At 65.8% G+C, this 22,383-nt stretch carries 21 protein-coding genes; 7 read left to right on the top strand and 14 right to left on the bottom strand.

Annotated elements, in window-relative coordinates:
* Positions 1-158 precede the first annotated feature (158 nt).
* Together FDN03_RS10395 and FDN03_RS10390 are read right to left on the bottom strand one after the other, a co-directional pair.
* A complete protein-coding gene (locus FDN03_RS10395) occupies positions 159-443 on the bottom strand; it encodes an HU family DNA-binding protein (protein WP_054821492.1) in 285 nt (94 codons plus the stop codon).
* 232 nt (positions 444-675) lie between these two features.
* Positions 676-1,671 (bottom strand): SDR family NAD(P)-dependent oxidoreductase, encoded by a 996-nt coding sequence (locus FDN03_RS10390; protein ID WP_171021213.1) that lies wholly within the window; start codon positions 1,669-1,671, stop codon positions 676-678.
* A gap of 90 nt (positions 1,672-1,761) precedes the next feature.
* Here FDN03_RS10390 and FDN03_RS10385 point away from each other — a divergent pair, with 90 nt between their 5' ends.
* Positions 1,762-2,388: a DUF1992 domain-containing protein gene (locus FDN03_RS10385; RefSeq protein ID WP_249354501.1), complete on the top strand. Its 627-nt coding sequence runs from the start codon at positions 1,762-1,764 to the stop codon at positions 2,386-2,388.
* Positions 2,389-2,477: 89 nt separating this feature from the next.
* On the opposite strand, the gene rpsN is transcribed toward FDN03_RS10385, so the two are convergent.
* The 9 genes from rpsN to FDN03_RS10340 all read right to left on the bottom strand — a co-directional run bounded on the left by rpsN (position 2,478) and on the right by FDN03_RS10340 (position 9,566).
* Positions 2,478-2,783, bottom strand: a complete 306-nt coding sequence (gene rpsN / locus FDN03_RS10380) for a 30S ribosomal protein S14 (RefSeq protein WP_054821833.1) — start codon at positions 2,781-2,783, stop codon at positions 2,478-2,480.
* A 3-nt stretch (positions 2,784-2,786) separates the two neighbouring features.
* On the bottom strand, positions 2,787-2,957 hold the full coding sequence (rpmG, locus tag FDN03_RS10375) for a 50S ribosomal protein L33 (protein ID WP_054821834.1): 171 nt from the start codon (positions 2,955-2,957) through the stop codon (positions 2,787-2,789).
* A 2-nt stretch (positions 2,958-2,959) separates the two neighbouring features.
* Complete coding sequence (gene rpmB / locus FDN03_RS10370) at positions 2,960-3,196, bottom strand: 50S ribosomal protein L28 (protein WP_138176666.1); 237 nt, start codon at positions 3,194-3,196, stop codon at positions 2,960-2,962.
* Positions 3,197-3,543: 347 nt separating this feature from the next.
* Complete coding sequence (locus FDN03_RS10365; RefSeq protein WP_138176663.1) at positions 3,544-4,026, bottom strand: MarR family winged helix-turn-helix transcriptional regulator; 483 nt, start codon at positions 4,024-4,026, stop codon at positions 3,544-3,546.
* A gap of 156 nt (positions 4,027-4,182) precedes the next feature.
* The gene (locus FDN03_RS10360; RefSeq protein ID WP_138177556.1) at positions 4,183-4,983 is read right to left on the bottom strand and encodes an ABC transporter permease; all 801 of its coding nucleotides are present in this window, start codon (positions 4,981-4,983) and stop codon (positions 4,183-4,185) included.
* Positions 4,984-4,992: 9 nt separating this feature from the next.
* Positions 4,993-5,925 carry an ABC transporter permease gene (locus FDN03_RS10355; RefSeq protein WP_138176660.1) on the bottom strand — a complete coding sequence of 311 codons (933 nt, stop codon included), beginning with the start codon at positions 5,923-5,925 and terminating at the stop codon, positions 4,993-4,995.
* On the bottom strand, positions 5,922-7,082 hold the full coding sequence (locus tag FDN03_RS10350) for an ABC transporter ATP-binding protein (protein WP_138176657.1): 1,161 nt from the start codon (positions 7,080-7,082) through the stop codon (positions 5,922-5,924). The genes FDN03_RS10355 and FDN03_RS10350 overlap by 4 nt, the downstream gene beginning before the upstream one ends.
* 6 nt (positions 7,083-7,088) lie before the next feature.
* The gene (locus FDN03_RS10345) at positions 7,089-8,309 is read right to left on the bottom strand and encodes a spermidine/putrescine ABC transporter substrate-binding protein (RefSeq protein ID WP_138176653.1); all 1,221 of its coding nucleotides are present in this window, start codon (positions 8,307-8,309) and stop codon (positions 7,089-7,091) included.
* A 24-nt stretch (positions 8,310-8,333) separates the two neighbouring features.
* The gene (locus tag FDN03_RS10340) at positions 8,334-9,566 is read right to left on the bottom strand and encodes a spermidine/putrescine ABC transporter substrate-binding protein (protein ID WP_138176650.1); all 1,233 of its coding nucleotides are present in this window, start codon (positions 9,564-9,566) and stop codon (positions 8,334-8,336) included.
* A 261-nt stretch (positions 9,567-9,827) separates the two neighbouring features.
* On the opposite strand from FDN03_RS10340, the gene FDN03_RS10335 reads away from it, so the two are divergent.
* From FDN03_RS10335 to FDN03_RS10325, 3 genes are all read left to right on the top strand, one after another.
* Positions 9,828-10,301 carry an Lrp/AsnC family transcriptional regulator gene (locus FDN03_RS10335; RefSeq protein WP_138176647.1) on the top strand — a complete coding sequence of 158 codons (474 nt, stop codon included), beginning with the start codon at positions 9,828-9,830 and terminating at the stop codon, positions 10,299-10,301.
* Positions 10,298-11,680 carry an aspartate aminotransferase family protein gene (locus FDN03_RS10330; protein WP_138176644.1) on the top strand — a complete coding sequence of 461 codons (1,383 nt, stop codon included), beginning with the start codon at positions 10,298-10,300 and terminating at the stop codon, positions 11,678-11,680. The genes FDN03_RS10335 and FDN03_RS10330 overlap by 4 nt, the downstream gene beginning before the upstream one ends.
* 194 nt (positions 11,681-11,874) lie before the next feature.
* Positions 11,875-13,860: an acyl-CoA dehydrogenase family protein gene (locus tag FDN03_RS10325; protein ID WP_138176642.1), complete on the top strand. Its 1,986-nt coding sequence runs from the start codon at positions 11,875-11,877 to the stop codon at positions 13,858-13,860.
* Between the two features lie 19 nt (positions 13,861-13,879).
* Here FDN03_RS10325 and FDN03_RS10320 read toward each other — a convergent pair whose 3' ends face one another.
* The gene (locus FDN03_RS10320; RefSeq protein ID WP_138176639.1) at positions 13,880-15,478 is read right to left on the bottom strand and encodes a PucR family transcriptional regulator ligand-binding domain-containing protein; all 1,599 of its coding nucleotides are present in this window, start codon (positions 15,476-15,478) and stop codon (positions 13,880-13,882) included.
* 136 nt (positions 15,479-15,614) lie between these two features.
* Here FDN03_RS10320 and FDN03_RS10315 point away from each other — a divergent pair, with 136 nt between their 5' ends.
* The 3 genes from FDN03_RS10315 (at position 15,615) to FDN03_RS10305 (ending at position 19,128) form a co-directional block, all read left to right on the top strand.
* Positions 15,615-17,111: a CoA-acylating methylmalonate-semialdehyde dehydrogenase gene (locus tag FDN03_RS10315; protein WP_212743907.1), complete on the top strand. Its 1,497-nt coding sequence runs from the start codon at positions 15,615-15,617 to the stop codon at positions 17,109-17,111.
* 56 nt (positions 17,112-17,167) lie between these two features.
* Positions 17,168-18,538, top strand: coding sequence for an aspartate aminotransferase family protein (locus FDN03_RS10310; protein WP_138176633.1), 1,371 nt, complete (start codon positions 17,168-17,170; stop codon positions 18,536-18,538).
* 134 nt (positions 18,539-18,672) lie between these two features.
* On the top strand, positions 18,673-19,128 hold the full coding sequence (locus FDN03_RS10305) for a hypothetical protein (protein ID WP_138176630.1): 456 nt from the start codon (positions 18,673-18,675) through the stop codon (positions 19,126-19,128).
* A gap of 101 nt (positions 19,129-19,229) precedes the next feature.
* Here FDN03_RS10305 and FDN03_RS10300 read toward each other — a convergent pair whose 3' ends face one another.
* A complete protein-coding gene (locus FDN03_RS10300; RefSeq protein ID WP_138176627.1) occupies positions 19,230-20,663 on the bottom strand; it encodes an aldehyde dehydrogenase family protein in 1,434 nt (477 codons plus the stop codon).
* Positions 20,664-20,814: 151 nt separating this feature from the next.
* Complete coding sequence (locus FDN03_RS10295) at positions 20,815-22,254, bottom strand: APC family permease (RefSeq protein WP_138176624.1); 1,440 nt, start codon at positions 22,252-22,254, stop codon at positions 20,815-20,817.
* Positions 22,255-22,383 lie beyond the last annotated feature (129 nt).

Below are 22,383 nucleotides of genomic sequence, written 5' to 3'. Positions count from 1 at the left end.
CTGGACGTGCCCATTGTGGGTAATTCTACGTTAGGTAGAAGCAGGGATCGAATCGGCCCCTGCACCATGCAGCAGAGGCCGGAATCCATGATGGATTCCGGCCTCTGGCAACAGTTCGCCCGGGTGAGCCCGGACACCGTTGAAAGTCTGAAAGAAGACTACTTCTTGGCTACGGCGGCCTTCAGCTTCGAACCAGCGGTCAGCTTCACCGAGTGGCCGGCCGGGATCTGGATGGCTTCGCCGGTCTGCGGGTTGCGGCCGGTGCGGGCGGCGCGGTCGGTGCGCTCAACGGCCAGCCAGCCCGGGATCGATACCTTCTCGCCCTTGGAGATCTGCTCGACGAAGACGTCGAACACGGCATCCAGCACACCGTTGACGGCAACCTGGGAGTTATCGGTCTTTGCTGCAACAGCAGCAACAAGTTCGCTACGGTTCATAGCCAATGTATGGTCCTCCTGGACTAGTCTTCCTTGGCCCAACGAGCCTTGGACGCCACGCGGTCGCGCGGTCTTCTAGAAACAGAACCTATCAAATGATTATGGGCGAAACGCCCGAAATCACCGGAAATCTGCGGATTTTTTTGGAGATTGGCCGAATTTCACGCTCGGCTTGACTAGTTCGCCACATTTTGAGGTGCGCCGATCCGGCGCTGAGTGAAGACTGTGCCATCTGCTGCTAGAGGCCGAAGGGGTCGCTCCCATCATTGGCTCGCCGATAAAGCTCCCACACCGGATCCAGGAGTTTCTTGCTGCGGGTCAACCGGGACGGTTTGACCATGCGCACCCGCCCCTTGGAGAGCAGTGCCGGGCCAAAATACACCCCGCGTTCGGTGGCGGCGATCCCCGGGTTCAGGGCTGCCTCGATGATCGGCACCGTCCCCTGGTGCTTGCCCTGGGCAAAGCCCGATTGCAGCTGATCGCGCCAGCGCCGGGCCAGGGTCGGTTCGTTGATCCCCGGCACCGCGATGCTCAGACCGGATATGGAGTACCCCGGGTGCACGGCCAACGACCGGGCCGGCCAGGACAGTTGCTTCAGGCGGTGATCCAGGGCCATGGTGAAGCACTGCAGGGCCGCCTTGGACTGGGTATAGGCGCGGTAGGCGCTGTACCCGTGGTGCAGTTCCAGGTTCTGCGGGTCGGCCGGCAACATCCGGGTGGACATGGACCCCAGGCCAATCAGTCGCAGCTGCCGCTGGCGGAACTGCTCAGCCAGGGAGCCGATGAGCCGGGCATGGCCCAGGAAGTTGGTGGCCAGGGTCAGTTCGTGCCCGTCGACGCCCACCTGGCGTTGCCGTGGGGTGTGGATCAGGCCGGCGTTGGCGACGATGATGTCAAGTTCCACCGAGGCCAGGTCGCGGCCAAGCCGGTCAACGGAGGCGTAGCTGCTGGTGTCCAGTTCATGCTGCCGTATCCGGCTGCCCGGGACGAGCTGTTCAATCAGCTGCCGGGCCAAGCGACTGCGCTGCATCGAGCGGCTGGCGATGATGACCTGTGCCCCACTGGCGGCCAGACCCAGTGCGGTGAAGAAGCCAAGCCCGGCGTTGCCGCCGGTTACCAGGGCAGTCTTGCCCTGCCCCCAGCCGTTCCAGCGTTCCCGGTTGGCATGGACGGTATCCGCTGGTTCCCCGTGCCCCAGCAGGCCTACCGCTCCGTGTCGATACTTTCTGGTCATGGCTTTCAGGCTACTACGGGCCATGGCACGACACTGGGAGGCGGACGGCGACTATTGCCGCAGCGACCGGCACGGTGACACGATGGATTCATGAGCAACGAGTCCAAACGCCCCGGCGAAGACGCGTCGCTAAATGCCGCCCGCTATCAGATGCAGCGCTCCAGCGAGGAGGCGTTGCCCGAGGACGAATATGCCCGGCGGGCAGGACGCAGCGACCCGCAGGCCAAGCCCCGCACTCCCCTGCAGTATCACGCCGAGGATGAGGCGTGGCAGGTGGCCAATTCGGCGATCGAGGAAGCCATGTCTCGCGGGGAATTCGACAACCTGGCGCTGGCAGGTCAAAGGATTGACCATGTCACCGGCGACAGCGACCCGGACTGGTGGCTCAAGGGCCTGATGAAGCGCGAACAGATCAGCGGACTGGGTCCTCCGGCCCTGACGTTGCGGGTTGAGGATCAGCACCTGGAGCAGGTACTGGACCAGCTGCCCGGCGAGGCCGGAGTGCGGGAGCATCTGAAGGATTTCAACCGCCGCGTTATTGAGGCCCGCCGTCAGCTGCAGGGTGGTCCGCCGGTGATTACGGAGTTGCGCGACGTGGAGGAAGAAGTGGCCCGGTGGCGGGATCGACGTGCCGCCCGCAAGCCACAGCAGCCCTCGAACGAGCCCGCGGCCCGCCGGCGCTGGTGGCAGCGGCGCACCGACCAGCCACGACCGTGATGATCCAGTCCGGCCGTTAACGGCAGCATGCCGCCGCGCCAGTCGGCGCAGCGGCATGCTGCTGGGGACGAATCCCTAAACTTTGGTGCTTACCAGGAGGACTTGGTAATGCCCGGCAGCTCACCGCGGTGAGCCATGTCGCGGAAGCGAACACGGGAGATACCAAACTTCTGGAAGGTACCGCGCGGGCGACCGTCGATGGAGTCGCGGTTGCGCACGCGCACCGGCGAAGCGTCACGAGGAAGCTTCTGCAGGCCCACGCGGGCTGCTTCGCGAGCCTCGTCGGAAGCGTTCGGGTCCACAAGGGTCTTCTTCAGTTCGAGACGCTTTTCGGCGTAACGCTCGACGATGACCTTGCGCTGTTCGTTCTTGGCGATCTTTGACTTCTTGGCCATGTCTTAGCGCTCCTCTCGGAATTCAACGTGCTTACGGACAACCGGGTCGTACTTCTTCAGAACCATGCGGTCCGGGTTGTTACGACGGTTCTTGCGAGTCACGTAAGTGAATCCGGTACCGGCGGTCGACTTCAGCTTGATGATCGGACGTACGTCCTTATCCTTCTTTGCCATGTTTAGAGCTTCACACCCTTCGCAAGCAGTTCGGAAACAACGGCGTCGATACCGCGCACGTCGATCAGCTTCATACCGCGAACGGAAACGTTCAGGGTCACCTTACGACGCAGGGAAGGAACCCAGTAGGTCTTCTTCTGGACGTTCGGGTCGAAACGACGCTTGGTGCGACGATGCGAGTGGGAGATGCTGTGTCCGAAGTTCGGAACTGCACCGGTCACCTGGCATACAGCTGCCATGATCACTCCTCAGTTAGTAGTAGTAAAATTTGACGGTACTCGCGCGTGACAAGGGCCAACGAGCCCATACCACTCAGGCGTTATGAGTCCCGCCAACCAGTGAAACACCGTTAATACTGCACACTATGAAGGTAACCAGGCTGGGTGAGAACCAACCGAAGCGCCTTGAAGCATGTAAGACGGTGAACTTCGTGACCGGTAGAGCATTTTCCCCGTACTCAGGTGGTCGCGATATTCGGTATTACGGGCTACGCACGCCCACCATGCCACCGCAATGGCGGCACAACGAAGCGCGCGATTAACGCCATATTAGGATAGCCAATAAATCGGCGGCAATCCAAATCGGCTCAGGAGGGCTCCAGGATCCAGTGTTCGGGGTCCAGGCGCTGCACAATTTTTCGCGCAATCCGCCTCAGATCCTTAACGTCCTTGTCATCGAGGGATTCGAAAACCAGTTGGCGTACCGTGGCCACATGATGCGGGGCCATCTGCACCAACATGTCCCATCCCTTGGTGGTCAATGAGGCGATCTTCACACGCGCGTCCCCCTTGGACTGCAGGCGCACCACCCAGCCGCGGGCCTCAAGCTTCTTCACCACGTGGGACAGCCGGGAGAGCGAGGCGCTGCTGCGCGAGGCCAGCTCGGTCATGGTCAGGTTGCGTTCCGGGGCCTCGGAGAGCATCGCGAGCATGTGGTAGTCGAACAGGGTGATGCCCTGCAGGTTCTGCAGCTCGGTATCCAGTGCTCCGGGCAGCAGGGTGATCACGCTGTTCAGGGCCAGCCAGGCCTCGCGTTGTTCCTCGCTGAGCCAGACTTGCTGATCTTCCATCGTGCCCCGTACCCCGTTCACTGTCGTTCCACCGCCTGGGTTGCGCCCCGGGAACCAAGTGTAGGCCACCGTGGCTGGCGCTCCCCGCCCGGCAGCCGCCACCGGCCGCAGCGCAGCACGGGTGCTGTCCTGCGGCCGGTGGCCTCACTTGGCGGGTTATTGCGCTTTTTCCAGGGCGCGGCGTTTGCGGTAGCTGAGCACCTGCCCGATGACCACGACCAGCAAGGCCAGGATGAACATGGCCGAGCCGATGACATTGGCCTGGGCCGGGATGCCGCGCGTGGCGGCCACGTAGATGAACTTCGGGAAGGTCTCATAGTTGCCCGAGTTGAAGTTCGTGATGATGAAGTCATCAAAGCTCATCGCGAAGCTCAGCAGGGCGGCGGCGATGATGCCGGGCAGCAGCAGCGGGAAGGTGACCTTCCAGAATGTGGTGCGCGGGTTGGCGTACAGGTCCGCTGCGGCCTCCTCCAGTGTGGGATCCAGGGCCGAGACCCGGGCCCGCACCGTGACAATCACAAAGGCCATGCAGAACACCACGTGGGAAATCACGATCGTGGTGAATCCCAGTTCCCATCCCAGGTTCAGGAACTGCGCCAGCAGCGCCGCACCGAGCACCACTTCCGGCGTGGCCAGGGGAAGGATGATCAGCAGGTCACTGACGTTGCGGAACCTGAACTTGTAGCGCACCAGCCCCAGGGCGACGCAGGTTCCCAGCGCGGTGGCAATCACGGTGGCGACCACCCCGATCTGCAGCGAATTGCCCAGTGCCTGGCATACGGCCGGGGCGCCGCATGGGTTCAGCCAGTTCCCCCAGGTGAAGCCGCGCCACTCCAGGTTGGTGCGGCCGGCGTCATTGAAGGAGTAGATAAATATGTACGCGATCGGCACCAGCAGGTAGATAAAGGCCAGCCCGCCGATGGCCGGGATGATCCAACGTCCAATCTTGTGTCGCATCATGTGCTCCTACATCAATTCCTTGGTGCCAAAACGTCGGATATAGATAATGACCAGGATCAGGATGGAGAGCATCAGCACGAAGCTGAGTGCCGCCGCCCCCGGATAGTCAATGACCCGGAAGAACCGGGAGTCGATGACCTGGCCGATCATCGTGGTGTTGCGGTTGTTGCCCAGCAGTGCGGCGTTGATGTAGTCGCCGGCCGCCGGGATGAACGTCAGCAGGGTTCCGGCGAACACCCCGGGCGCCGACAACGGCAGGGTGACCTTGCGGAAGGTGGTCGCCGGGCTGGCGTACAGGTCCCCGGAGGCCTCCAGCAGCCGGGTGTCCAGGCGGTCCAGGTTGGCATAGATCGGCAGCACCATGAACGGCAGGAAGTTGTAGGTCAGCCCCGCCACGACGGCGAAGGGTGTCGCGGTCAGGTGCCCGTCGGGCGGCAGCAGCGCCAGCGCCTTCAGGCTCTGGGCGACGAATCCCTCATCGGCCAGGATCTGTTTCCAGGCCTGGGTGCGCAGGATGAAGCTGGAGAAGAAGGGGGCGATCAGCAGCACCAGCAGGATGCCCTTGAGCAGCCCGTGGTTGCGCAGGCGCACCGCCACCAGGTACGCCATCGGGTAGCCGATCAGCAGTGCCAGCACCGTGGCGATCAGTGCGAACCAGAAGGAGCGCAGCAGCTCGGGCCAGTACGCCGACAGCACCGTGGCGTAGTTGCTGATCTGGAAGGAGGGGACGAATTCCCCGATTTCCGCGCCCGGTGGGCGGGTGTACAGCGACATGGACAGCAGCACCAGCACCGGCAGCGCGAAGAACAGCAGCAGCCCGATGATGCCGGGCAGCACCAGGTACAGGCCGGTGCGCCCCTTCTTGCGTTCGGCCTTGATCTCCTCCTTGCTGCGCAGGTCCGCAATCTTTCCGCGCTTCGTCATCACCGGGGTGCTCATGACTCCTCCACCCCCGCCGCCGCGTTTTCGCTGCCCTCCAGTCCGAAGGTGTGCACCGGGTCCCAGGAGAGGTAGACGCGTTCACCCACGTCCCCGGGCTGCTGCCCGCGGTTCTGCGAGAAGGTGCCCAGCAGGCCGATCCCCTCGACCTGCACCAGGTACTCGGTGGTGGTGCCGGTGAACGAGGCGTCCTTGATGGTGCCGCTGAGCAGGTTCGCCCCCGGTTCCACCGCATCCGGGGTGGCGGCGATGTGCATTTTTTCCGGGCGCACCCCAACCATGATCTCTCCCTGGGCGGAGACGGCGCGTTCGGCCGGCAGCAGGACCTGGTTGCCTGCGACATCCACGCGCAGCATTCCAGCCTCGCCGCCGGTGACCTCGCCGCGCATCAGGTTGGACTTGCCCAGGAAGTTGGCCACGAAGGCGGTGCGCGGCAGGTCGTAGAGTTCGCGGGGCGGGCCCATCTGCTCGATACGTCCCTCGTTCATGACCGCGACCACGTCGGCCATGGTCATGGCCTCCTCCTGGTCGTGGGTCACGTGGATGAACGTGAGTCCCACCTCGGTTTGGATGTTCTTCAGCTCCAGCTGCATCTGGCGGCGCAGCTTCATGTCCAGGGCGCCGAGCGGCTCGTCGAGCAGCAGCACCTGGGGACGGTTGACCAGGGCACGGGCCAGGGCCACGCGCTGCTGCTGGCCGCCGGAGAGCTGGGCGGGTTTTCTGGCGGCCAGGTGCCCGAGCTCCACCAGCTCCAGGGCGGCTTTCGCCTTGGGCATCGCTTCGCGGTCCTTCTTGCGCTTGAGCCCGAACGCCACGTTTTCCAGCACGCTCATGTGCGGGAACAGGGCATAGGACTGGAACACCGTGTTCACCGGCCGCTGGTGGCTGGGCAGCTGGGTGACGTCCTGGCCGCCGATGGAGATGCTGCCCACGCTGGGAGCCTCCAGTCCGGCGATCATCCGCAGGGTGGTGGACTTGCCGCAGCCCGAGGGGCCGAGCAGGGCGAAGAAGGTGCCCGAGGGCACCGTCAGGTCCAGCTGGTCTACGGCAATGAATTCCGCGAAGCGCTTGGAGATGCTGCGCAGGTGCAGATCCGCGCCTTCGCTGGTGTTGGTGCGGGTCTTGGCCGATTCCCGGCTGCGAATTTGAGTGTTCATTTCGTCCTATACCCCAATGACTGCTTGGAATTGGTTCTGCAGTTCGGTTTCTTCCTCAACCGACAGTTCACGTTCGGTGGTGGCCTTGGCCAGGAACTCCTGATCCGGGAAGATCAGCGGGTCCTCGACCAGCTCCGGGTCGATCTTGGCCATTTCCTGCTGGGCGCCGACCACCGGACAGAGGTAGTTCACGTATGCGGCCACCTCCGCGGCGACGACCGGATCGTAGTAGAAGTCCATGAGCTTCTCGGCGTTGGCCTTATGCCGGGCACCGATGGGCACCATGAAGTTGTCGGACCAGATCAGCCCCCGCCGCTCGGGCATGATGAACTCCCACTGGTCCCCCTCCTCGAAGTTCAGCTGGGTGATGTCCCCGGAGTACACGATCCCGGCCAGGGCGTCCCCGGAGACGAAGTCCTGTTTGTACGAGTTGCCCTTGACCTGCCGGATCTGTCCGTTGGCGATGTTGCGTTCGAGCACTTCCAGGGCCGAGGAGTATTCGTCCTGCCCCCAGTTGCCGGCGATGTCCACGCCCTGGTCCAGCAGCAGCATGGGCATGGTGTCGCGCATTTCGTCCAGCACCGTCACCCGCCCCTTGAGCGCCGGATCCCACAAGTCCTCGACGTTGCGCAGCCCCTTGGGGAAGGCCTTCTTGTTCCAGGCCAGGCCCGTGTAGCCGGATTGCCAGGTCAGTGAGAATTTCCGGCCCGGATCAAAGCGCACGTCCTTCAAATCCGGCAGCAGGTTGGCCACGTTGGGGATGTTGGCGTGGTCCAGCGCCTGGGCGTAGCCCATGCGGATCAGCCGTTCGCTCATCCAGTCGGTGAGAGTGATCAGGTCCTGTCCGATATCCTGCCCGGCCGCCAGCTGTCCCTGGATTTTCCCGTAATACGAGTCATTGGAGTCGATGTCCTCGGAGTACTGCACATCGATCCCGGACTGCTTGATGAATTTCTCCAGTGTCGGGTACGTCTTGGACTGGTCGTCGTAGTCCAGATACAGCGTCCAGTTCGCCCATCCCAGCCGTTGCTCCGCGTCGGAGAGGTCGGCGGCGGCGGTGGGAGCGGTGGTGGTCTTGCCCGTTCCCCCGGTGCCGCAGGCCGCCAGCAGCCCGGCCAGGGCCAGGCCCGCCGTGCCGCCCAGCACCCCGCGCCGGGTCATCTGTGCTTCGGCAATCGCCCGGGAAAGCGCGCGCCGCTGCCCTGCCTGGTGTTGTGCACGAGACATTACGAATCTGCTCCCCTCGGCTTCTTAAGCCCCGATGGCACTTTGGAATTCGGAACTGAAGCTGGTTTCCTCCTCCGGCTCCAGGGACCGGAAGGCGAAGGCACGGTTGAGGTCTTCCTCAGTGGGGAAGATCAGCGGGTTGTCCACCAGTTCCGGGTCAATGGACTGCATGGCTTCGCGGGCCCCCACGACCGGGGAAATGAAGTTCACGTACGCCGCAACCTCGGCGGCCACCTGCGGCTCGTAGTAGAAGTTCATCAGCTTCTCGGCGTTGGCCTTGTGGGGTGCGGCAATGGGCACCATCATGTTGTCGCTCCACAGGGTGCCGCCGGCTTCGGGCAGCACGAACTCCCACTGGTCGTCGTTCTCGAAGTTCATCTGCACGATGTCCCCGGACCACACGATCCCGGCAATCGCGTCCCCGGAGATGAAGTCCTCCTTGTACGCGTTGCCCTTGACCTGGCGGATCTGGCCGTTGGAAATGTTCTGGCGCAGGGTATCCAGGGCGGTACCGAACTCCGATTCACCCCACTGCCCCGAGATGTCCACACCGTTGTCGAGCATCAGCAGTCCCATGGTGTCGCGCATTTCATCCAACACGGTGATCCGGCCCTTCAGCTCCGGCTGCCACAGGTCGGCAACGGTTTTCAGGCCCTTGGGGAAACGCTTCTTGTTCCAGGCGATGCCGGCGTAGCCGGACTGCCAGGTCAGTGAGTGCTTGCGTCCGGGGTCAAAGTCCACCTCCTGCAGGTTGGGCAGCAGGTTGGAGATGTTCGGGATGTTGCCGTGATCCAGTTCCTGGGTGTAGCCCTGGCGGATCAGCCGGGCACTCATCCAGTCGGTGAGGGTGAAGATGTCCTGGCCAATGTCCTGGCCCGCGGCCAGCTGGCCCTGCACCTTGCCGTAGTAGGTGTCGTTGCCATCGATGTCCTCGGAGTAGTTCACCTTGATGCCGGTGTCCTTGGTGAACTGCTGCAGGGTGGGATACTTCTTGGTCTTGTCGTCGTAGTCCAGGTACAGCGTCCAGTTGGCCCAGTTCACGACCTTTTCGGAGTCGGACAGATCGGTGACGTCTACCGGTGCCGCCGAGGTTCCCCCTCCGGTGCCGCTGGTGCCGCAGGCTGCCAGCAGACCGGTAAGTCCCAACGCGCCGGCGGCCCCCAGCACCGAACGGCGGGACATGGAGCGAGCGGCCAGGGCCTGGGCCAGCGCCCTGATCTGTGGATCTTCAGGCAGTCGTCTTTGCGAGTGAGACATGGGCTTCCCTTCATCAGCAAGGTCCACGGGGAACTGTGGCGTGCGCCACAGTCGTTGGTGCCGCTTATCCTTTCAGCATTTCCGGCGCGAAACAAGAGTCAAACGAAAGAATCCTTTACGCGCCCGAAAGGGTGCAACGAAATCATTTTCTCCATAGCCCTTCCGCAACTGATTTAGTCGCTGTATGGTCGGGATTACACCTCAGTGCCGCGGCCGGGTGGCAACGGCGCTTCCAGCAATGACCGGGGAGGTCGATATTTAATGACGGTGCCGCACAACGGAAGTACCCCCCACGCAATTGACGAAATCTCCAAGGAGATCATCGAGCAGCTGCAGGAGGACGGGCGTCGCTCCTATGCGGCTATCGGCAAGGCCGTGGGCCTGAGTGAAGCCGCTGTCCGGCAGCGGGTACAAAAACTGGTCGAAAGCCGCGTGATGCAGATCGTGGCGGTCACCGACCCGCTGGAACTGGGCTTCACCCGCCAGGCCATGATCGGCATCGTCGCCTCCCAAGACATCAACACCACAGCGGATCGCATCGCGGCCCTGCCCGAGGTCGACTACTGCGTGGTCACCGCCGGTCCATCGGACATCCTGGCGGAAGTCATCTGCGCCAACGACGAGGACCTGCTTCGCGTCGTCGCCAACATCAGGGGCATCGAAGGGGTCAAAAGCACCACCACCTTCATGTACCTCTCGCTAAAGAAACAGGAATACAACTGGGGAACGAGATGAGCACAACTCCACGCGGCACAGACCGCCAACAAGCCGCCCGCGACCATCTGTGGATGCACATGGCCCGCCATTCACACCTGGCCTCCGGGGGCACCGTCCCGGTCATTACCCGGGGCGAAGGCCACAACATCTACGACGATGCGGGCAAGGAATACTTTGACGGGCTCTCGGGCCTGTTCGTGGTCAACGCCGGACACGGCCGCACGGAACTGGCCGAGGTCATGGCCAAGCAGGCCGAAAAGCTGGCCTTCATGCCGCTGTGGTCCTACGCCCACGAACCGGCCATTGACCTGGCCGAGCGCCTGGCCGGCTACGCTCCGGGCGACCTGAACCGCGTTTTCTTCACCACCGGCGGCGGTGAGGCGGTCGAATCCGCGTTCAAGCTGGCCAAACAGCACTTCAAGATGAAGGGCAAGCCGGGCAAGACGAAGGTGATTTCCCGTGCCCTGGCCTACCACGGCACCCCGCAGGGGGCGCTGGCCATCACCTCGCTGCCGGACATGAAGACCCCGTTCGAGCCGCTGGTGCCCGGCACCTTCCGGGTACCGAACACGAACTTCTACCGGGCCTCGGAAATGTTTGCCGACAATGAAAAGGACTTCGGGTTGTGGGCCGCCGAACGGATCCGCGAGGCCATCGAGTTCGAAGGCCCGGATTCGGTTGCCGCCGTGTTCCTGGAGCCGGTGCAGAACTCCGGGGGCTGCTTCCCGCCTCCCCCGGGCTACTTCGAACGCGTGCGTGAAATCTGCGACGAGTACGACGTGCTGCTGGTCTCGGATGAAACCATCTGCGCCTTCGGCCGCATCGGCTCCATGTTCGCGTGCAACGATTTTGGCTACGTCCCGGACATCATCACCAGCGCCAAGGCGCTGACCAGCGGCTACGTCCCGCTGGGCGTCATGATCGCCTCGGATCGGTTGTTCGAGCCGTTCACCAAGGGTGACACCACCTTCTACCACGGCTACACCTTCGGCGGTCACCCGGTGGCGGCCGCGGTGGCGATGGCGAACCTGGACATCTTTGAACGCGAATCGCTGAACGAGAACGTGAAGAACAACGCGGAGAAGTTCAAGGAAACCCTCTCCAAGCTCACCGATCTGGACATCGTCGGCGACGTGCGCGGGGCCGGTTACTTCTACGGGATCGAGCTGGTCAAGGACAAGAGCACCAAGGAGACCTTCAACGATGAGGAATCCGAGCGGCTGCTGCGCCAGTACCTGACCCCGGCCCTGTGGGAGGCCGGCCTGTACTGCCGCGCCGATGACCGCGGCGACCCAGTGATCCAGCTGGCCCCGCCGATCACCATCGGCCAAAGCGAATTCGACTACATCGAATCCACGCTGCGTTCGGTCCTGGCCGAGGCCTCCAGCAAGATCTAGGGTCCTGGACCCCAACCCCGGCGGGCCGCTCCACTGCTGGAGCGGCCCGCCGGGCTGCATCCGGCCTTGGGTTGTTGGGTCCTGGGTCGGCGCCTACCCCTACCCCAGGGGCCGGTTCGGCGCTAGGCTTGGGGCACCTCATCGGTCTGGCAGTCTGCCGCCGGCAGATTGCGCGCTGGTACTAAGGATCTGCCATGAACCAACAAGCCGGATTGAACCACGTCGACGCGGCCCGCTCCCGGGAAGTCGCCGAAGCCTCCCGTGAACAGGACTGGCAGCGGCCCAGTTTCGCCAAGGGCCTGTACATGGGGGATGTCGATTTCTCCCTCATCGACCCGTTCCCGCAAGCCGACCCGGACGCCGCCGCACGCGGCGCCCACTTCCTCTCCCGGCTCGATGCCCTGGTGCAGAACATCGATGCGGCCCGCATCGAGGCCGAGGCCCGCATCCCGGATGAAACCATCGCCGAGCTGCGCGGCATCGGAGCGTTCGGGATGAAGATCCCCACCGAATACGGCGGACTGGGCATGAGCCTGCTGGACTACGGCCGGGCGCTGATGCGCATCGGCTCGGTCTCCCCCGCTATCGGGGCGCTGCTCTCGGCCCACCAGTCCATCGGGGTGCCCGAACCGGTCAAGAGCTTTGGCACCGAGCAGCAGAAGCGCACCTACCTGCCGCGTTGCGCCGCCGGGGCGATCAGCGCCTTTCTGCTGACCGAGAATGACGTCGGCTCCGACCCGGCCCGCCTGGGCACCAAGGCCCGGCTCAGCGAGGACGGGGAGCACTACATCCTGGACGGCGCGAAGCTGTGGACCACCAACGGGGTGGTGGCCGAGCTGCTGGTGGTCATGGCCGCCGTCGCCCCGCATGAGGCCACCGGCTCCCAGCCGGCTGGCCGCGGCGGGATCACCGCGTTCGTGGTGGAGGCGGACAGCGCCGGAATCACCGTGGAGAACCGCAACGCCTTCATGGGCCTACGCGGAATTGAGAACGGGGTCACCCGATTCCACGGGGTCAAGGTGCCGGTGGCCAACCGGTTGGGCAAGGAGGGCAGCGGGCTGAAGATCGCGTTGAGCACGCTGAACACCGGCCGGCTTTCCATTCCGGCCATGTGCGCCGGGGCCGGAAAGTGGGCAACCAAGATTGCCCGGGAGTGGTCCGCGGCACGCGTGCAGTGGGGCCACCCGATCGGCCGGCACCAGGCGGTGGCCTCCAAGCTGTCCTACATCGCCGCCAGCACCTACGCCCTGGAATCGGTCTTTGAACTTTCCGCCTCACTGGCCGATGCCGGGATGAAGGACGTGCGCATCGAGGCGGCACTGGCCAAGCTCTACAGTTCGGAGGTTTCCTGCAAGATTGCCGACGAGCTGCTGCAGATCCGCGGCGGACGCGGTTACGAGACGGCCGCATCCCTGGCCGAGCGCGGCGAGCGCGCGGTGCCGGTGGAACAGCTGGTGCGGGACCTGCGAATCAACCGGATCTTCGAGGGCTCCACCGAAATCATGCACCTGCTCATTGCCCGTGAGGCGGTGGACGCGCACCTGCAGGCCGCCGGGGACCTGGCCCGGTCGGATTCGAGCATGGAGCAGAAGGCGAAGGCCGCGCTGGGGGCCTCGGGGTTCTACGCCAAATGGCTGCCCCAGCTGGCGCTGGGCTCCGGGAACCTGCCCACCGCCTATACGGGACACGGTCCGCTGGCCCGGCACCTGCGCTATGTGGAACGCGCCTCGCGGCGCATTGCCCGCCAAACGTTTGCGGGCATGGCCCGCTGGCAGGCGGCCATGGAACGCCAGCAGAACTTCCTGGGGCACATCGTGGACATTGGCGCCGAACTGTTCGCCATGGCGGCGGTAATCTCCAAGACCCACGCCCTGCAGGAGGCCCAGGACGGCCGGCACGATGCGGCGCTGGCCCTGGCGGAGGCATTCTGCGAGCAGGCGACGCTGCGCTGCGAGGAGCATTTCGAGCGCCTGTGGCAGAACACGACGCAAACCGATGACAAGCTGGCCCAGCGGCTGCTGGACGGTGACTTCAGCTGGCTGGAGGAGGGCGTGCATGACGTCTCCGCAGGCACCGGGCCATGGATCGCGGACTGGTCCCAGCAGCAGCGGCCCGATGCCCGACGGCTCTACGGGCCCGGTGCGGGCCAGGCGGAACCCACCGCCGACGCCAACGGCTAGGACCAGGCGGCGCCGGGAGCTAGCCGTGCAGCCGGTACCACATCAGTGCCACCTGCAGGCTGGCCCGGGATTCGGCGCTTTCCAGCGATAGCCCCAGCTTGTCCTCCAGCTTGGCCAGCCGGGCGTAGAGGGTGGGGCGTGAGAGGTACCCGGCCTTGGCCAGCGCGGACTTGTTCCCGCCGTGGCGCAGGTAGAGCTCGAGCAGTTCCAGCCCCTCCGCGTCCAGGGGCTGCAGCACCCCGGAAAGCTCGGTGTGGGCGAAGCTGCGCATCCTGGCGTCCTGGCCCATGGCCGCCAGCACCCCGCGCAGGCGCAGGTCCGCGAACCGGTAGTAGGGCTGGGCGCGGGTGGGCAGGTTCGGCACGATCTCGGCCACCTGCGCGGCATCCTCCAGGTTCTTGGCGCACTGGGAAATCCCGGTCGCCTCGGCCCCCACGCCCACCGCCACCGTCAGGCTCAGGCTTTCGCCCAGCTCCCGGGAGAAACGCTGCAAGGTTCCCTCGACCAGTTCCCGGGCCGCCACCGGCAGCACCGCCCCGAGCACCCCGGAACGCAGGGAGCCGGCCAGCACGCCCAGGCGCATGGTCTCGGCCACCTGGTCCATGACCTCCAGCACCTCGCGTTCGCGCAGCTGCATGCTCGTGGGGCTCTGCCCGGCCGGCAGCATCAGCCCGACGGCGACCGGCACGTAGTGCGCGGCCGCGTCCAACCCCAGCGCCTCGGCGCGCACCTGCACCTCCCCGGCGGAGAGCGAATGGTGCTGCAGCAGTTCGTGCAGCAGTGAGGTGCGCGCCTGGTAGAGCAGTTCGCGCTGGTCGCGCCCGGAGAGCCGGGCAATGGTCAGCGTCTGCCCGGCGCGTTCGAGCACCAGGGCGGCATTGGCTTCATCCTCCAGCCGGGCCGGCACCACCAGCCGGCCCCAACGGCTCTTGACCGCTCCGACCGGGGTCTGCAGCCAGTCCTCGGCCCCGTGGCTGCGCCCGGTGGATTCGGCGTAGGCCACGAACCGCGAGCGGCTGATCCAGTGCTCCAGCACCGAGGCGGCCCCCTGCCCTGCCCCGGCGTGCGCGAGCACCCGGTGGCGGACGTCTTCGAGCACCACCGGGGCCTGCAGCAGTTCGGCGGTGCGCTCCACGATCATGTGTTCATCGGCTTCGCTCAGCGAGAGCTCGGTGAAGATCTCATGCACGTGCCGGGAGAACTCGACCACGCGCAACTGCTCGGCCACCAGCAGCTTGTGGATCACCTCGGTGATCTGCACGAACCGCACCCGCCGGCGCAGCCAGATCACCGGCAGCCGGTGTCCGGCCGTGGCCTGTTCAAACAACCCCCGGCACGCCTCCGGCTCGGCCGAGTAGTACTCGATCAGCACCCCGGCCGCCCCGGCCCGCTGCAGCTCGTCGAGGAATTCACGCAGCCGCCGTGGGCTGGGTTCCACGTTGCGCAGCGTGCTGAGCACCAGTTCCCCGCCTTCGAGCAGTCCGGCGTTGTCCGGGGATTCGGTGACGTGCACCCAGCGCACCGGGCGGTGCAGATCCTGGTTGCTCCCGTAGACCACCGGCTCCGCCGCGCGCACCACCTCCAGGTCCAGTACCTGCGCCATTGTCAGTTCACCCACGGCCAGCCTTTACAGTTCGATAACTCCTACAGGTAAATCATGACACGTTGTCTGTGTGGTTCGTCATATTTTTAGCCCATGATGTTTTCAAGAGCACCCGAACGTCCCGGAAAGGACCACCTCGATGACCACGACCATGACCGAAACCCTGCAGCACTGGGTCAACAACGCCGCCTTCTCCGGTGAGGGCCAGAGCCGCACCGGCAAGGTCTACAACCCGGCCACCGGCGAGGTCGCCCGCGAGGTCGCCCTGGCCTCGAAGGCCACCACCGAGGCCGCCATCGCCGCCGCGGCAACCGCCTTCCCGAAGTGGCGCGACACCTCCCTGGCCCGGCGCACCGCCATCATGTTCCGCTTCCGCGAGCTGCTGGCCGAGCGCAAGGGCGAACTGGCCGCCATCATCACCGCCGAGCACGGCAAGGTGCTGGATGACGCGCTGGGCGAAGTGGCCCGCGGCATGGAGGTGGTCGAGCTGGCCTGCAACGCCCCCTACCTGCTCAAGGGCGAATACTCGGAAAACGCCTCCACCGGGGTGGACGTGCAGTCGCTGCGCCAGCCCGTGGGCGTCTCGGCGATCATCTCCCCGTTCAACTTCCCGGCCATGGTGCCGCTGTGGTTCTTCCCGGTGGCCATCGCCGCCGGCAACGCCGTGGTCCTCAAGCCCTCCGAGAAGGACCCGACCGCGGCGAACTGGCTGGCCGAGCTGTTCGCCGAGGCCGGGCTGCCCGAAGGCGTGCTGAACGTGGTGCACGGGGACAAGGAGGCGGTGGACACCCTGCTCACCGACGAGCGCATCGCCTCGGTCTCCTTCGTTGGCTCCACCCCGATCGCCCAGTACGTCTACTCGACCGGCACCGCCCACGGCAAGCGGGTCCAGGCCTTCGGCGGGGCGAAGAACCACATGCTGGTGCTGCCCGACGCCGACCTGGACCTGGCGGCCGACATGGCCGTGAACGCCGGCTATGGTGCCGCCGGCGAGCGCTGCATGGCCATCTCCGTGGTCGTGGCCCTGGAGCCGATCGCCGATGAGCTGGTGGCCAAGATCGCCGAACGCTCCAAGAAGCTGCGCGTGGGTGACGGCACCCGCGGCTGCGACATGGGCCCGCTGATCACCGGGGAACACCGCGACAAGGTCGCCGGGTACATCGATGCCGGCGTGGCCGCCGGGGCCGAACTGGTCCTGGACGGGCGAGAGGGTTCCACCGACGCGGACGGTGAGGGCTTCTTCCTGCACCCGACCCTGTTCGACAAGGTCGGCACCGACATGTCCATCTACACCGATGAGATCTTCGGCCCGGTGCTCTCGGTGGTGCGCGTGGAAAGCTTCAACGACGGCATCGAGCTGATCAACGCCTCGAAGTACGGCAACGGCACCGCGATCTTCACCAACGACGGCGGCGCGGCCCGCCGCTTTGAAAACCAGATCCAGGTGGGCATGGTCGGGGTCAACGTCCCGATCCCGGTGCCGGTGGGCTACCACTCCTTCGGCGGCTGGAAGGCCTCCCTGTTTGGTGACCAGCACGCCTACGGTCCGGAGGGCTTCAAGTTCTTCACCCGCAACAAGGTCGTGACCAAGCGCTGGCTGGATCCCAGCCACGGCGGCATCAACCTCGGCTTCCCGCAGAACGACTAGCGCCGCGCCCCGGCGCACGTCACCCAACGCGTTTCGTTGAGTAAAGGATAGAACTCATGACCGAACAACTGACCAGCGATCTCTCCGCCGAGCAGATCGCCGCGGGCCGGCGCGCCTACGAGCTGGACAAGGCGCACGTCTTCCACTCCTGGCAGGCCCAGGGCCCGTTCAGCCCGATGACGATCCTGAAGACCGAGGGCTCCCACGTCTGGGACGGCGAGGGGCGCAAGCTCATCGACATCTCCAGCCAGCTGGTGAACACCAACATCGGCCATCAGCACCCCAAGGTCATCGCCGCCATCCAGGAGCAGGCCGCCAAGATCGCCACGATCGCCCCGCAGCACGTCAGCGACGTGCGCTCCGAGGCGGCCCGGCTGATCGCCGAACGCACCCCCGGGGATCTGAACAAGATCTTCTTCACCAATGGCGGGGCGGACGCGGTGGAGCACGCGGTGCGCATGGCGCGGCTGCACACCGGGCGGAACAAGGTGCTTTCGGCCTACCGCTCCTACCACGGCGGCACCCACATGGCGGTGAACATCACCGGGGACCCGCGGCGCTTCGCCTCGGACAAGGCCACCGACGGGGTGGTGCACTTCTTCCCGGCCTACCCGTACCGTTCCTACTTCAACTCCACCACCGAGGCGGAGGAAACCGAGCGGGCGCTGAAGCACCTGGAGGACACGATCATCCTGGAGGGCCCGGGCACCATTGCCGCGCTGATCCTGGAAACGATCCCCGGCACCGCGGGCATCTACCTGCCGCCGCCCGGCTACCTGCAGGGGGTGCGCGAACTGACCCGCAAATACGGGATCGTGTACATCGCCGACGAGGTCATGGCCGGCTTCGGGCGCTCGGGTGAATGGTTCGCGGTGGACCACTGGGACGTCACCCCGGATCTGCTCACCTTCGCCAAGGGCGTGAACTCCGGCTACGTGCCGCTGGGCGGGGTGGCGATCAGCGAACCGATCTTCGAGACCTTCCGCGAGCAGGTCTACCCCGGCGGGCTGACCTACTCGGGGCACCCGCTGGCCTGCGCCGCGGCGGTGGCGACGATCAACGCCATGGAGGACGAGGGCATGATCGCCAACGCCAAGCGGTTGGGCGATGAGATCATCGGGCCGCGGCTGCGCCAGTTCGCCACCGAGCACCCGGCGGTGGGCGAGGTGCGCGGCACGGGGGTGTTCTGGGCGATCGAACTGGTCAAGAACCGGGCCACCCGAGAACCGCTGGCCCCCTACGGGGGCAGTTCGCCGCAGATGAACGAGGTGGTCACCGCGGCGAAGTCCGCCGGCCTGCTGCCCATGGCCAACTTCAACCGGCTGCACGTCGTCCCGGCGATGAACATCCCCGACGAGGTGCTCATCGAGGCACTGGACCGGCTGGAACAGGCCCTCATCGTAGCCGACCGCTTCGTCGAGGAATAGGCGCAAAATCCGGCACGGCCCGGAAGAACACCGCGGTCCGGGTCCCTGGCACAGGCCGGGGACCCGGACCGCGGTGCTGTTCCCGGCGTGGAGGCAACCCTTGACAGGGTGATCCGCTGCACTAGATTTGGATCATGGATGCACGGACATACGCTGAGGTGGACTACCTCACCCCGATGATGCATCTGGGGATCGCGGGCATCCTGGTGGTCTTTGGCATTCCGCTGCTGCTGCACGGGCTGTTCCGACGACGCCGGTTCAGCCGGTTGCGCGACGGGGAACAGACGTGGAAGGCCCGCTCCTCCATCCGCGTCCAGCTGCTCACCGGCGGTGTGGCGCTGCTGATCGCGGCCGTCTTTGGCGCCCTGTCGTGGAACGGCTACGAGCGCTCAACACGCCACCTTGAGGCGAACATCGTCCAGCGCTACCACCCCAGCAGCTTCGAACTGGGCTACTGGAACGGCTCCTGGGCCACCATCGACATCACCTTGCCCGACGGCACCCGCTTCCCGGACAGCATCGTGATGCTGCGCGCCGGCAGCGAACCATTCATTGAGGACATCTGGTACCACCACAACCCCAAGCCCTGAGCCTGGCCCCACCCGGTTTCGGCCCCGCCGCATCGCACGTTAACGGCCACCGGCGCCGGACACGGTTTCCCGTGACCGGCGCCGGTGGGTGCAGCCTGGCGCTAGCTCTTGATGATCTGCGGCTGGGCCAGGGACTTCAGCCCGTCCAGGCCGAACTCCAGCCCGTAGCCGGACTGCTTGGCCCCGCCGAACGGCACCCGCGGGTCAATGGTGCCGTGCGAGTTGATCCACACGGTGCCGGCCTGCAGCTGGGCGGCGACCTCCTGGGCCTTGGCCTTGTCGGCGGACCAGACCGAGGCGCCCAGGCCCACCTCCAGCGAGTTCGCCAGCTCGATCGCCTCCTGCACGTCCTTGACCTTCACGATCGGCAGGGCCGGGCCGAACTGCTCCTCGGTGACCAGGCGGTTCTGCGGGTCGATGTCCGCCACCAGGGTGGTGGGGTAGAAGTAGCCGGCCGCCTGCCCATCCGGGTTGGCGCCCAGCAGCACCCGCGCCCCGGAGTCCACCGCGTCCTGCACCAGGTCCGCGACGATGTCGTACTGGGCCTTGTTCTGCAGCGGGCCGAGCACGTTCTGCTCCTCCAGGCCCACCCCCATCGGCATCTTGCCGGCGACCTCAACCAGCGCGTCGCACACCTGATCGTAGATCGCCTCGGGCACGTAGAGGCGCTTCAGGGCCGCGCAGGTCTGCCCGGTGTTGATGAAGGCTCCCCAGAACAGGTCCTCGGCCACCGCTGCCGGGTCCACGTCCGGCAGCACCACGCCGGCGTCGTTGCCGCCCAGTTCCAGGGTCAGGCGCTTGACCGTGTCCGCGGAGGAGCGGATGATCGCCTTGCCGGTGCGGGTGGAGCCGGTGAACATGATCTTGGCGATCTGCGGATGGCTGGAGAGCTTCTCCCCCACCTCACGCCCGCCGGGCACCACGTGCAGCACGCCCTGGGGCAGCACCTGGTTGATCACGTGCACCAGGGCCACCACCGACAGCGGGGTGTACTCGCTGGGCTTCATCACCACGGTGTTGCCCATGCGCAGGCTCGGGGCCAGCTGCCAGATTGAAATCATCATCGGCCAGTTCCACGGGCCGATCGCGCCCACCACGCCCAGCGCCCGGTAGTGCTTGACCGCCAGGGTCTGCCCGTCATCGACCACGACCTCCGGCTCCACCTCATAGGCGGTGGCGGCGCGCAGCCAGCCCACCGCCCCGCCGACCTCGAAGCGGGCGTTCGGCCCGTTCAGCGGCTTGCCCTGCTCCCGGGAGAGCAGTTCGGCCAGCGCCTCGGCGTTGGCCTCGATGGCGTCGGCGGCCGCGTTCAGCAGGCGCTTGCGCTCCTCATGGCCCAGGGCGTCCCAGCCGGGCTGGGCGGCCCGGGCGGACTCGACGGCGGCGTCCAGGTCCGTGGCCGTGCCTTCGGCCACGCGGCCCACCAGGTCCCCGGTGGCCGGGTCGTGGACCTCGGTGCCCCCGGAGGCCGGCTGGATCGCGGCCAGCAGCTGCTCGGCGTTCGCGTACTGTACTTCGGTGTTGGCGGTAGTCATTGCTAACTCCTTCGACTCGGTCTGTTGCGGGCCCTGGATCGGGTGATCCCGCAGGTGGGTCTTGGTTCAATCATGCCAGCGGCGCACCGGGAGGACAGGCACCCGGTGCAGGCGGTGCCGGCGGTAGGACGTGGTGGCGGCCGTCCGGGGCCTAGCCGCGGTGGGCCGGCACCTCGTCGCGGGCCGGGTCGTGCTGGTCCTGCCGGGAACGGCGGGCGATGACGGCGATCAGGAAGCCGAGCACCCCGGGCAGCAGCACCACGGCCTGCAGCACGTACTGCAGCGGCCCGGCCTCCTCCATCCCGATCAGCACATCGAAGTTCACCACGATCTGGGTGAACACATAGCTCAAGGCGATCCCCGCGGCGATCGGGGCGATCACCCTGGTCAGCAGCGAGGCCTCAATGCGCCGCCGGGCGAAGTACCCGACCACCGCGAAGGAGGTCAGCGCCATCAGCAGCACCAGCCCGTAGGCCCCGGAATTGGTCATCCAGGTGAACATGGTCAGCACGATGAACATCGGATCCTTGCCGGTGGAGATCACGGCGAACACCGCGATCACCAGCAGCGCCAGCACCGACTGGGTCAGCGAGCCGGCCAGCGGGGCCTGGGTGCGGGCCGAGGTGCGGGCCAGGACCCGGGGCAGCGCGCCGCCGCGGCCCATCGCGTAGAAGTACCGGGCCACCACGTTGTGGAAGGCCAGCAGCGCGGCGAACAGGCTGGTGATGAACAGCAGGTTGGCCAGGTCGATGAACCAGCCCGGCGCGTGGCTGGCCAGGAACACGAAGATCAGATCCGGGCCGTGCTCCTGGGAGGCGCCCACCACCTGGTCCGGCCCCAGGGCCACCAGCACCGCCCAGGAGGACAGGGCGTAGAAGCAGGCGATGATGCTCACCGCGATGATGGTGGCCAGCTGCGCGGTGCGCTTGGGGTCCTTGACCTCCTGGTTGTAGATCGTGCCGGACTCAAAGCCCATGAACGCGGCAATCGAGAACGCGAGCACCGCGCCGATGCCGGGCATGAACAGGTCCCCGGTGGCAAAACCGGTGCTGCTGACCCCCTGCGGGGACTGGGCCACGGCCACCACGTCGAAGATGATCACCACCAGGAACTCCAGGCCCACCACGATGCCCAGCACCTTGGCGGAGAAGTCCACCCGGTTCACCCCCAGCACTGCCACCAGCGCCCAGGCGACCAGGGCGCACACCCACCACGGGATCGCGGTGCCCAGCACCGCGTTGACGAAGGAGGCCGCGGCGAAGCCGAACAGCCCGTAGATGCCGATCTGCATCAGGTTGTAGCTGACCACCGCCACCATCGCGGCACCCACCCCGGCTGGCTTGCCCAGCCCCTGGGCGATGTAGGCGTAGAAGGCGCCGGCGTTGCTCACATGCCGGCTCATGGCGGTGTAGCCGATGGCGAACACCAGCAGGATCGCCCCGAGCACGACGAAGGACAGGGGCACCCCCAGCAGCCCGGTGACGGCGAAGTTGGTGCTCACCCCGCCGGCGACCACCGTCAGCGGCGCGCTGGCCGCGATGATCATGACAACGAGGGCCGGCACGGTCAAGGTGCGCTGTTCGATACCCATTGCTTTTCCCCATTCCAAACGATGACCATCCCAGCATCTGTGAGGGGCGCCGCAGGTGTCTTGGCATTGCGCGCACACCACTTGGCATCGGGTGCAGACCTGGCCTGTGGGCGGTGAAAATCCGGGAGC

This window comes from Glutamicibacter sp. V16R2B1, assembly GCF_005774635.1.
Lineage (GTDB): Bacteria > Actinomycetota > Actinomycetes > Actinomycetales > Micrococcaceae > Glutamicibacter > Glutamicibacter creatinolyticus.
Note: the sequence above shows the minus strand (reverse complement) of the source record. Positions and strands in the feature narration are given on the sequence as shown.